The 11,602-nt window shown below is 47.6% G+C and carries 7 protein-coding genes; 2 read left to right on the top strand and 5 right to left on the bottom strand.

Annotated features, from left to right (window positions below; all coding sequences use genetic code 11):
- Position 1: 1 nt before the first annotated feature.
- On the bottom strand, positions 2–2,482 hold the full coding sequence (locus tag ACQ4M5_RS07700; protein ID WP_430674997.1) for a filamentous hemagglutinin N-terminal domain-containing protein: 2,481 nt from the start codon (positions 2,480–2,482) through the stop codon (positions 2–4).
- A 102-nt stretch (positions 2,483–2,584) separates the two neighbouring features.
- Positions 2,585–3,742 (bottom strand): transposase, encoded by a 1,158-nt coding sequence (locus ACQ4M5_RS07695; protein ID WP_316426199.1) that lies wholly within the window; start codon positions 3,740–3,742, stop codon positions 2,585–2,587.
- A 388-nt stretch (positions 3,743–4,130) separates the two neighbouring features.
- Here ACQ4M5_RS07695 and ACQ4M5_RS07690 point away from each other — a divergent pair, with 388 nt between their 5' ends.
- Positions 4,131–4,922, top strand: a complete 792-nt coding sequence (locus tag ACQ4M5_RS07690) for an FkbM family methyltransferase (RefSeq protein ID WP_430674996.1) — start codon at positions 4,131–4,133, stop codon at positions 4,920–4,922.
- 52 nt (positions 4,923–4,974) lie between these two features.
- Here ACQ4M5_RS07690 and ACQ4M5_RS07685 read toward each other — a convergent pair whose 3' ends face one another.
- Positions 4,975–6,645, bottom strand: a complete 1,671-nt coding sequence (locus ACQ4M5_RS07685) for a ShlB/FhaC/HecB family hemolysin secretion/activation protein (RefSeq protein WP_430674995.1) — start codon at positions 6,643–6,645, stop codon at positions 4,975–4,977.
- A 93-nt stretch (positions 6,646–6,738) separates the two neighbouring features.
- Between ACQ4M5_RS07685 and ACQ4M5_RS07680 the strand changes: the two genes are divergently transcribed.
- Positions 6,739–6,975 (top strand): helix-turn-helix transcriptional regulator, encoded by a 237-nt coding sequence (locus tag ACQ4M5_RS07680; RefSeq protein ID WP_430674994.1) that lies wholly within the window; start codon positions 6,739–6,741, stop codon positions 6,973–6,975.
- 306 nt (positions 6,976–7,281) lie between these two features.
- Here the strand turns inward: ACQ4M5_RS07680 and ACQ4M5_RS07675 are convergent, their stop codons facing one another.
- Both ACQ4M5_RS07675 and ACQ4M5_RS07670 read right to left on the bottom strand, forming a co-directional pair.
- Positions 7,282–7,608: a hypothetical protein gene (locus ACQ4M5_RS07675; RefSeq protein ID WP_430674993.1), complete on the bottom strand. Its 327-nt coding sequence runs from the start codon at positions 7,606–7,608 to the stop codon at positions 7,282–7,284.
- A 335-nt stretch (positions 7,609–7,943) separates the two neighbouring features.
- The gene (locus ACQ4M5_RS07670; protein ID WP_430674992.1) at positions 7,944–11,129 is read right to left on the bottom strand and encodes a plasmid replication protein, CyRepA1 family; all 3,186 of its coding nucleotides are present in this window, start codon (positions 11,127–11,129) and stop codon (positions 7,944–7,946) included.
- Positions 11,130–11,602 lie beyond the last annotated feature (473 nt).

Here is an 11,602-nt window from a genome sequence, read left to right as displayed (position 1 = left end):
ATTACGGTTTTGCTGAAGTGGACGAGAGTTGACACGGAGAAGTGTTGGACTGAGCTACATCAGCCGCGCCTGGTGATGCAATTAGCTCGACAGTCTTTTTGTCTGGGCTAAATCGCCAACTTCTAAATTCAACGATTGGCGATTTTGTTCGAGTTGTTAAAGAGCGAACGGTTGGATCGGCTAACGTAATATTTCGAGGCATCCAACCAGCAGAATCTGTGAGCGGAGTGCTAGAGCTTAGTGGTATTCCACCTGTACCATTGTTAATAAATTGGCTCACGTTCGGATCAGATTGCGTGGGGCAAATTGCTTGCACGCTCATAGTGGATGGTGCCGCAGGTTGTCGAATCGCCGTTCGATTAACGCCCGACTCGATCGTATTAATTTGAACAGTTCCATCAAAAGTACGACCGAGGGCAGAGGTTGCTGTGATTCTACTATCTGGGGCAATGAATACCCCTTTGCTGTTAATTGCGATTTTGCCACCCCTCCCATCTGCTGCATTGGCTGAGATACTGCTTTGACGCAGAGCGGCAAAAACACCGCTCTCGATCGAGATATTGCCACCTTGTCCACTTGTACGCGATGATGCTGAAATCTCACTATTACTTAGGTTCAGAGCTTTACCAATACTCAGAAGAATATTGCCACCTTGCCCTGTTTGCGTTGCAGCGGTGATAGAACCACCATTTGTTAGAGCAAGTCGATTCGTTTGAACTTGTAAGTTTCCACCATCGCCAATTCCTTCATTGATGACTCGAAGTTGAGCGGAATCGCTAATTGAGATTTTTTCAGATTGAATTCTTAGCGTCCCTCCACGTCCAATAGGTGTGCCGCTCACGTTAAAAATAGGACGAACAGTGGGTTCAAGCAGTACGATCGAAGTCCCAACTGCACTAGGCGTAGTTAAAATCGGATTTCGTCCCCGGAGGATGATCTCTGAGGCTCGAATCGAGATATCGCCGGAATCTCCAGCCCCTGACGCAATTGAGGTCAGTTGTCCCCCATTCAGAACATCGAGGCTGTCAGTATTAAGCAAAATATTTCCAGCGTTGCCTGTTCCAATTGAACCTGTTGAAATCACGCTTGCCGTGAAGGGTGAAGCAACACCCTCGATGCGCGTTCTCTGTGTGTTGATGACAATATCGCCAGTGTTTCCACTTGAGTTTGAGGAATTTACATTAAATACAGCCCCACCCTCACTGAGATTAAGCTCAGGAGTGCTAATTGTAATATTGCCAGCTCTCCCTGCACCAAAAGTCGCCGATTGAATTGAACTCGGACTGATGAGTGGACCCCTTAAGGAGCTTCTCTTTATATCAATTTGATCTGTAGCATCAACGCGAATCGTTCCTGCCGATCCTGAAGCAGAGGTCGCTGTTCGTACTCCTGCCCCCTGATTCATTGAGAGAAGCTTTGTACGAATGCTAATATCCGCTCCAGTGCCAAATAGTGTGTTCGTAGCAAACCCAGCGCGATAGTAGTTATCAAACGAGGTCGGGCGTTCAATTAAGGCATCAGTTGTCCCAGTAATGTCGAGGCGATCTTGAACGGTTGCTTGAATAATTCCACCAGCACCAGCACCTTGATTCAGTAGAGTGACAAACGAACCATCGGAAAGACTGAGCGACTGAGCTTGAATGTTAATTTTTCCGGCAAGCGGTCCGGTAGCATCAATGAGCGATAATTTTGTAAGATCAACGGGTGCAAACTGAGCGACACCCATGTAATCGAAGTTCCATCCCTGCACATCCGGTTGCACGGTAACGACACCACGATCGATAGCCCCAACTTCAATTCGACCAGATGGTGCAATCAGGACTCCACCAGTCAAATTGACAGGTCCACCGATCAGTGTTAGAGAGCGACCAGGATCAACGTGTAGTCCAGGTGCATTTTGTCCAGCACTTTGAGATTGAGGATCTTCGATGTTGAAAGCATACCCACCACCCTGAACAGAAATTGGCTTTGTCTCACCATCAAAAATTAAGCCTATCGGTGCAGCCACGGTCAAAAGTGGCGGGGTTTGTGGATTGGTGGCGCTGAACTCACCATTAGGAAATTGGATTGATTTTGCAGTACTGGCAAGGAATGAGCCACGTAAATCTAGCCGTGCCTCTGAACCGAATTGAATTCCATTGGGATTGATAAAGATAAGGTTAGCTTGTCCAATCACTCCAAGCGTACCGTTAATCGTCGATGGGTTAGCACCTGTTACTCGCGTAAAAATCGTTCCAATTCCAGTTGGGGAAGCGAAATATACTCCTCGTCCCGTTCCAACATTAAATTCGCGAAAGCTATGAAAAAGAGAGGTTCCGTGAGTGAGTCCTCCATCAATTCGTCCTGAAGGTACGCCGTTGATAACTAAGCCAGAGGTTTGCTGCGACGAATTTGTACCGAGCGTCGAATCAGGAATAACTTGAGCAAGCGTTACCAAGGGAGTACTCAGTAGTAATAATGAGACAAGAAGCGGTCTGATCATAGTGAAATGAGTAGTAGAAAAACGATCGGCACAGCAGATCAACTTACGAATTCATCGAAATAAGTCGCTCATCCTTAGTGATGTAGAAAACTTTTTGCTGTCTCACGATGAGAACGTGGTGACTTTGGAGAATAGAATCCTTTGATTTAAACGGTCGCGCTTACTTTGAGAAGCACATGCCGTCGGTGGACTCCGACGTGGCAGAGGCTCAAATCGGGGCAAGGGTTGACCCAAATGACGAAGTTGTTTGAGATAGCGCAAACCAAGTTGCAGAAAACTCAAGCCTCGCTCTGGATGGGAATCGAGCCGTTTGCGTTGACCGCAACGCACGAGCAAAAAGCCCAAAACCAAAGCAATCAGCGTTGCCATATCGAGCAGCATGAACAGACGGGTAAGCCCTGTGGCATCGCGTAAATGAGAGCCAATGATGTCAAAGGCAGCAGATTTGTAGTCTTTAATGTGCGGTTCAATTCCGCCAAAGCGATGACCATAGCGCTCAAACGTCTGTAATGAAGGGGGTTGGCTACTGAGGACAGCCCAAGGCTCTTGTCTCCCTGGCAGTGTAGCAGTGGCGAGATGGCAGGGGATGTCTTCGAGAATTGTCACGTTCGGGAACAAGTAAGCCTGCTCGACTGGAGACAGCAATTGAGCAACGGACTGAGATACACCGGGAGCGAGGGTAATCGTGAGATTGCTTTTAGCCCGAATCAACCAGTCCCATGCGTGTCGATTGCACCACCGCATCAGTTCGCCATGCTCAAAGCCACGGTCTGCCAGCAGCGTCACCCGACAATCAGAGGGCAACAGGCTGAAAACTTGCTCTAAGACAGGAAGATAAGCTTCAAAAGCAACTGTTGCACTGCCATGTTCCAAAACCATCTGAGCTAAGGTGAACGAGCGTCCACCCCAAACAAAGCAGACCCCAATCCAACAGAACTGATCCCACAACACACTGGTATCGAGCGTCAGCAGCAAGTCTGCCCCGGCAAAGGCACAGAGCCATTGCTGCAATAATGGAACATAGAAGGTTTCAGCATTGACCTGCGGATTGGTCAGTAAGTAATTCAAGCGAGCATGGTGGCTGCGGGCGGTACAACCGCGATGGCTCAAATAGGGCAGCCAATGATTCAAGCAGGCACTCTCGGATTGTAGAATTGCAGCAACCGCTTCGGATACGCCCTCTAAGTGCCGTTGGTCACGCGGTTGAATCCATTGACGGAATTGGTCGATTAGTTCACGATACAGATGGGGCAGTTGCATGAGATTGTTTTTGTGTAGGAACTTAAGCCTCTCACAATTTGCCCCGCCTAAGCCATTCTTGTCTCACATGAGACTCTCGATAAATCAGACGTTTCAGGACTTTTCTACATCACCAAGGTCGCTCATCTTAAAATGATTTTGCCTTCAAATCAATTGGCTTACAGACTGATTCAATTAGAGAATTAACTGTGTTCTCAAATTGGATACTAGAATTGCATTTTGCCAAAAAAGCGATCGTGTTTCATCAGAGCGTAGAATTATAAAATGTTTGATCTGGGTACAGATCCACGACAACAGACAGCTTTGCTTAGACATATGTCCAAAGCAGTAGTTCTCCTAAGAAAAAGGGACTGATATGGGAATCTCCGAGACGAAACTTCCTAATGGCATGAGAGTATATTATTTACGTGAAGCGGAGGTACCAGTCTTATATGAACAGGTTCAAGAGTATTTGCGTTATGGCATTGAACTGAACCCAGGCGATACTTTGTTTGATGTTGGAGCCAACATTGGATTATTTAGCCTCTGGGCATATGAACGATGTCAACGTAATTTGCAGATTTATGCGTTTGAACCTATTCCGGAGGTATTTGAGGCGTTAAAGCTCAATGCTCAACGACTTGCTCCGGTGACAATGAAGGCGTTTTCTTTCGGATTGGCACAAGAGAGAAAATCTGTTGTATTTGATTACTACCCCAACGCAACAGCTCTATCTACGGCATATCCTGAAGGTAATCAAACACGAGCTACGGTTGAGCAAGCAATTAAGACAGCGCTTGCAAATCCAGACCCAAGAGAACCCTTCGATATATGGTTGCTGCGACTGTTTCCGTCATTCATTCGGTCATTGCTCATTAACTATAAATTAGACGAATTATTTCAAGCCAAACCTGTGTATTGCAAGATGCACAGATTATCTGACGTTATTCGGGACCATTCAGTGCAGCAGATTGACCTGCTTAAGATCGATGTAGAACGAAGTGAACTCGATGTTCTGATGGGAATTGAGCCGCAAGACTGGTGCAAGATTAAACAGATTACAATCGAGGTTCATGATCACTCCCAACGGGTTGATCGCGTGTGTGAGCTACTAAAAAGTCATGGCTTTAGCAAGATTACAATCAAGCAAGACCCGCTTTTACAAGGCTCCGATATTTTTAACTTGTATGCCATTCGTTAGTTTCGCAGAATATGCTTCTCATAGAATCTGTAGTAGAGTGCTTCGATTCTTCTCAGAAAGAAAAGTTGTAGCGTACAGAAAAATCAAAACCCCGCTCTTGCAAACTGTTACCCTCGTTTGGAAAAGTCGCCAACGGAATTGCGTAGTTAGCTCTTAGCTGTAGTTCATTCTGAATCCATTGCAGCCCGACTCCGACAGAGCTAATTGTATTGTTGCGAATTGAGCCACCACTAGCATTCCAAACAGTCCCTGCATCAATGAAAGGAATTATCTGCAAGCCACCCGCAGAACTCCGAGTCAGGTGAATGCGAAGCTCAGCGGAACCGAAGATTCCGTTATCACCAATCAACGCATTTTGAGCATATCCGCGCACAGATCCAGGTCCACCCAAACTGAACTGTTCGATCGGAACAAGCGAACGATCGCTCAGTTGCAAATCGGATCGCAATAACAAATCTAAGGTTTGGTTGATGCGTCGGAACCACAGCGCTTGTCCCCGCCATGTGAAGAATCGGCTATCTGGAGCATTACCATTAATCGTTGAGTTAAAGGCACCTACACCAAAACTAAACTGTGATCGCAGCGACAATACTTGCTGATCAGTGCTGTTCGTGTACTCCTGAAATAGTCGCAACGCTGAGATGCGTGTGCGTCCCTGATCGTCACTACCCGCAGATAATGGAAAACCAACGCCGAGAATCGAACTCTGGCTATCTGATCTTGAAGCCGTGATGCCAACAGCAAGTTCTTGGGTTCGCCGCTCATTCGATCGCTGAAGAATCGGTTGGCGAAACGTCAACTCGTAAACGTTAAACGTAGATCGAATATCTAGCGCATCGAATGGAGAGCGAATGATGCGGCTATTAAGCCAGGTGTAATTCAAACTAACCGCACCATTGCGGGGATTAATTGGAATCGTGTAAGCGGCTCCAACTCGATTCGAGCCATCGGTATTGCCGTAATCTAGGCTAAGAGTATCACCGAGTCCAAGCAAATTTGCGTTATTGTATTGAATCCGCCGCTCGAAGCTTCCTGTGAGCGGGGAGCGGGCATTATTCAACTCAATTTCTACTGTTGAAGTGGGATTGGTTCCGATCTCCACATCTAGAATACGAGTATTCGGCTCTGTGCCAGGGTTGAGCGCGGCGGAAATTCTTCTAATTCGCGAATCGCGCTGAAGCAACCGGAGCGCTTCGAGCAGGCGATCGTATTGCAAAACAGGCTGAGTCGCAGCATTGAGTCGTTCACGCACATATCTAGCAAGGCGATCACCGCCGACGATATTGATTCGTTCGATTTTTCCTTCGAGAACCTGAATCACAACAGAGCCATCTTGGATGTCGATCTTTTGGGGTGGAACGATCGCGCCTGAAGAAATGTAACCACCATCCGTATAGAATTTTGTGATGGCTTCGCTTACCTGTTTCAGATCCGAGACATTAATATCCCGGTTTTTGAACGAAGCAACTACTGCTTCGAGCTGCGATTGAGTAAAAATAGTGTTTCCTTGAAACAGGAATCGCCTCACTCGAATTGTGCCCGACGTGTTTGTGTCTGGTGCAATAATTGGGGGCGTTGGTGACGGAATGACCGGAGACGGTAATGGCTTTACGGTCGGTGGAGATGGAGAAGGAAGTCGATCAGAGGGTGTAACTGGAGGTGGAATCTGAGGGAAGACTTGCGCGACAAATTCTGTCGCGGGCAGCGAAGGAAGAATAGGCACGGTTTTTTCCGCTAAAGCTTAGAGCATCTGAATCGCAAATGTCGTTGAAAAATCATAGCTGCATAAACTCGTTTATGCAATACTTTTGAACTTGTGGACTTTAGAGAACTACGTCAATCGAGGAGACTTTCCCAGCGTCGAGTTGCGGAAGCGATCGAGGTATCTACACAGACGATTCGGAATTGGGAGAAAGGGCGATCTGAGCCATCACTGAAAGTGGATCAGATCGAATCCCTGTGCCAAATCTTGCAGTGCTCGCTTTCAGAGCTTGCTGAAGCAATTCGAGAAAGTAAGCGGAATCGTTCAAGTCAAAACTTGAATCAAGATTGAATTGAAATAGTACCGAGATCGCAAATTTGCTTGTAAGCAACAGGATTCACTGTCCTCAAACTGATTCCATATCACTTGATATGGAATCAAACTTTAAACAAAATGGTCGCTCTTACTTATGCTGGGGACTGAATTCTGAGCAACTTCAGATTTGGACTGTAATCGCAGTTTCAGAATACGATCGCAGTGTGGACAGATCCAAAAATCAGCGCCTTCGAGAACAGAAACTCTTACAAGCGTTGTTCCTCCTCCAGAGCATAGATTTTGCCTGCGTCGATTCAATCTTCCAGCCATTCTCCCTCCTACTTAAACTAAATGTGCTGTGTCGTTGACAGCTTGGATAAGTTCTTCTAAGCTCCGACACTGCTTTATTCGCTCTAAAAATGTCTCCTTTAGATCATTCTTAGAAGCAACTTCACATGCCAGAACAATCAAGGCAACTTGTAACAATAGCTGCCGTTTATTGCGAAGCAAAATAGGCGCATCCGATGCAAGCTCAGACAAAGCCATTTTTGCAGCAATTTCAATTGCGTCTTGTGACGCAAGATAGATTGAATTTGCGTGGTCTAGCGTAAGAAATGTTCGATGTGCTGCTGCACAGTCTTGCAGAGTTCGAGTTGCTGAACGCTGCAACGCTTGTGCTTTCGCCGCATTTGAGCAAGGCTGATATCTTCTAGAAGTATAGAGTGAAATGAAATTGAGTTTCTACGACTACGATCGTCTCCCCAGAGAAGACGCAGAGCGGTTCTTTTAACTGACGCATCGCCATAACTCTGAGATAAATACTGTTTAAGTGACTTCAGACTGTTCGATGCCTGTTGCAACAGGTTAGAAAATCAGGTGATTTTCTGAAATCCTAACGAGTGTCTCGAAATTTGTAAAGGTTAGCAGATTTCTTTGCTGCCTACGTTTCCTTTTCTCGCTTTGCATTAGTCTTAGTCAAAAAACGCTCTTCACCTCACTCGCATTCATCTTGTCTCCTGTCTAGGTACGTGTGAGGCTTCTGCTGTTTGAGCTAAATACCGCAAGACTGGCTCCGGTATTGATTCTCGGATTGCGGCTAATTGCTCCGGATCTGATTGTGCTGCCTCAAGCATTTCGCGAACATCATCTAAACACTCCTCACCAAACCAGCCAGAAGGATCACCCCCTCCTTGAGAATTTTCTAATGGAGGGGATGATCCAAAGCCCTCTGCGCTTCCGGTTTGCATTTGTGCCTGAAACTGTTGCCGTTTGAGATCCCGACGCTGAAGAATGCCCCAAAGATTCTGCCAATGCGCTTGATCGAGCGAGTAAACCCGCAGCTTCTCGCCTTCGTGTCCGGGGACTGAGCGCGACCACTGTTGCTTGAGAACAATGCCCAATTGGGACAATAGTTGGTGAACGATTTGGACATCGGAAACGCGATCGCTAATCGTGAAGTGTAGTGTGAGTTTGATATCGGCGCTAAACTGCCGCGCACGATCTGCATACCCTTGCAGATCGTATTTGCACCATTGCTCTCCATTGCGAGCACGATCAAGAAGTTCAGTTAACCCAATTTGTTCACGCACCCGTCGCCGCAGCTCAGTATGAGAGAAGTCCCAAGGACAATAGCCTTGATTCCAGGTCGCTTGCCTTTCTAGAGACTTTGCTGATCGATCAAGCGCAACATCTGGAAACAAAAGTGATTCTAGGTTCAGAATCTCTCTGCGCCGTCGTCCATTGTTGTCCCGGAGGCAATCGTCGATCGTCAGATCCTCAAGGCAGTAGAAATCTATTAGGTAAAACTTGGAGAGTGCTGCTTGCTCTTCCGGTGTGATCGCAGATCCAGATGCTTGCCTTTCTTCGAGTTGCCGAACTTGTAGATAGGTGAGTGATGGCACCTGCACGAGGGTTTCGGCTTCCAACATTTGTGCTTCTTGGCGCGATCGCGCCAATTCCCGCCTAATGACAGAATTTGGGATTCGTTCTTCGATCATCACATGATTGCCCTCGAATCTGATTCTGGCTAACACGGCATCTCGAAGGTGCTGCATTGAGCGATTCTGTGCGGCTGCTAGGTGGCAATACAGCGAGATGTGGGGATCAGACTGCCAATCATATTGCTCGATGCCAGAGATCGCCTCAGTTCTCAAGCTAGTCCGAATCAGTTGCACGGTTGCCGTTGATAGAGTTTGGAGATGGTGACGCACTTCGAGGGGATTTGCAGAACGGCTAACTTTTGAACGGTTCGACCCAAACCTTGCAACCCACACCACCCGATCTACAGGCTCCCGCACTCGGCTCAGTGATTGAGCAATGTCGCCATCGTTCGAGCTTGCACCTGTAAAAATGCCATATACGCGATGGACAATTCCTTGACATTCGATCGAGACCCCAGTGGCTAATGAAGGTGAGCAGATAATAATGTCGTAGTGCTGAATTTCGGCATCCGGTGCAGCAGTAAAAGCTCGCTCACACTCGCCACCACTGGTTTCAGAGTTAAGCAGCAATACCCGTTTTTGAGGGTGCTGTTCGGCTAAGAGTCTTGTCAGCGATTTGCTTGTGGCTTTGCTATCGGTGGCAACAAATAGCACTTTTCCTTGGGGTAGCGTTGCGACTTCTTCGAGAAAATCTGCGGTAATGACGGTGCGATCGCGAGCCATGATGAATCGACAATCATAAGGCTCAGGCTTGAATAGATTCCGAATTAGATACGGTTTTTGCTCCTCGCCGCGCAGGTCTCGCAGATAGTTTAATGCAGCGTTGTCTAAATCTGCGTCTGCGACAATAATGCGCCGTGCATTGCGAACCAGTTCGGTGAATCGTGCCAGAATCACTGGGCGCTTGCCATCGGTGGCACAAGTCGCAGACGTGAGTTGATGCCGCAGCTCCTGAGTTACTTCGTCTAAAATCAAGTCGCAATCTGTGAATTGTGCGGGATCGATCGCAAGTAGCCCATCGACGACTGAAACAATCCGCTGAGTAAATCCGGCTTCTGAGATAAATCGACCTTGCACTTTATCGGCATCACTGCGATAAGTCAGATTTAAGCGTTCTCCTAAATTTCGTGCTAGAGCAATTCGATGAGACAGTGACAGCACTTTGGGATTATCCTGGATCAGGAGGTTGAGCAATTTGGTTTTACCTGTGCCCTTTTCGCTGGAAATGCCGACGATTCCTGCTTCGGGAATTTGCTCGATTTGGGCGATTGGCAGTTTTGAGAGATCCCCGATATCTGTGAGCAAATTAGCCGGGTACGTTAGTCTGCGCTCTAGTCGCTGTGTAAATTCCCATTGAATTAAGGGGAGCGCATTATTGTAGGCGGTGTGCCATGCGTCTGCACCAGCATTCGCGACTAAATCATCCAGCCCTTTGCCTTGCTGCGATCGCCAGGTGGCAACCAGAACTTCGCAGCCGCGCTCAGCCAACAATCGACCGAACCTGGCGATCGCAACGCCGACCTGCCGCCTAGTCTTCTCGCGCTCGTCCTGGTCAAACGCCAATACAATCCGACGACCTGGAACTGCAAATCGCTCTATATCAGGAATGAGATAGGGCTTTACTGGATTACCCAGTGCATCTTTTGAGCGATAGCCGCCTGTACAGCCGAACAATGCAAGCGCGATGTAGCCTTGTGACAGAGCGCACTCTGCTTTTTTCCCCCCTTCGGTAATGACGATCGGGATCTGAGGAGTGTCTGCGACCCACCTCCAGAAGCTGCCGTCTGTTGGAACCGGAAACTGGAGATGTTGAGTTATAATCTCTCGGATCGCCGGAGGAATTGGGGGCAAGAAAGCGGTTGAGCCTCCACCTTTTCGACATTCATATTTGCGCTCTTTTCCACGATCGTCGATGCGGGGATGGCTGAGTTTGCTTTGCCAGAACGATCCATCTTCGTTCTTGAACAGTGCAGCATACAAAGTCGGCTGAACAGAATTGCCGAATCGGGTGTAGTTCCATCCAAGTGCATCGTGAATCGGAGTGCTAACTTCTCCGCCAAACGCGACTTCAAGATCTCGAACCAGTCGGATCGAGGCTTGGTAGAGTGCCGGATGGATTACGCTGCCCGTTAAGAACTCCACAGCCATCTTCTCCTTGAATTGCTCAAAAGAGAGAGAGTCAGCAGTACCGGAGTGACCGCTAAACAGTTTAGGGTTGACATTGAACCCACGTGGAACGGTTGCAATCATGATCCCCCTCCAAGCAGGCTCAGTTGGCTAGCCACTGTGAGTTCTAGGTTCGTTGACTTAGAGCAGGGCTTACTCGGTGAGAGCGATGTCTTGACAGATGAGGATTGGATTATGGGTGCCCACTCAAAATTTGCATCATTGGGCATCCACCGCTCACAATCTTTATAGAACGAGCGTTTAAGTCCAGGAATAACTTTCCTAGACAAACAGGTTTTACAGTGAATCATGGTTCTAAGTCCAACAGGGGGCAGTTGGACAAAGAGCAATGAAGTAGAGATGCCATGCTCAAGGCAGCATCGCGTTCATAAGCAATTACAGCGACGAGATACGTTCGCTTTCACTGATTTATCGATTTAGCCCGGATCTCAAAAACTTTCAATTGCTCTCTATCCCGGTAACGAAGTGAGGGGGAGAGAACCACGCAGATTAAATCTTGAAAAATGACCAGCAAAAACTGTTGCCAAGTTGGTCAA

Source organism: Leptolyngbya sp. AN10 (assembly GCF_050565645.1).
Taxonomy (GTDB): domain Bacteria; phylum Cyanobacteriota; class Cyanobacteriia; order Leptolyngbyales; family Leptolyngbyaceae; genus Leptolyngbya.
This window is presented reverse-complemented; position numbering and strand designations above follow the sequence as displayed.

Coding starts and splice junctions, on each gene's coding strand:
- ACQ4M5_RS07690 (WP_430674996.1), top strand. CDS start 4,131: ATGAGAGTATATTATTTACGTGAAGCGGAGGTACCAGTCTTATATGAA.
- ACQ4M5_RS07670 (WP_430674992.1), bottom strand. CDS start 11,129: ATGATTGCAACCGTTCCACGTGGGTTCAATGTCAACCCTAAACTGTTT.
- ACQ4M5_RS07695 (WP_316426199.1), bottom strand. CDS start 3,742: ATGCAACTGCCCCATCTGTATCGTGAACTAATCGACCAATTCCGTCAA.
- ACQ4M5_RS07700 (WP_430674997.1), bottom strand. CDS start 2,482: ATGATCAGACCGCTTCTTGTCTCATTATTACTACTGAGTACTCCCTTG.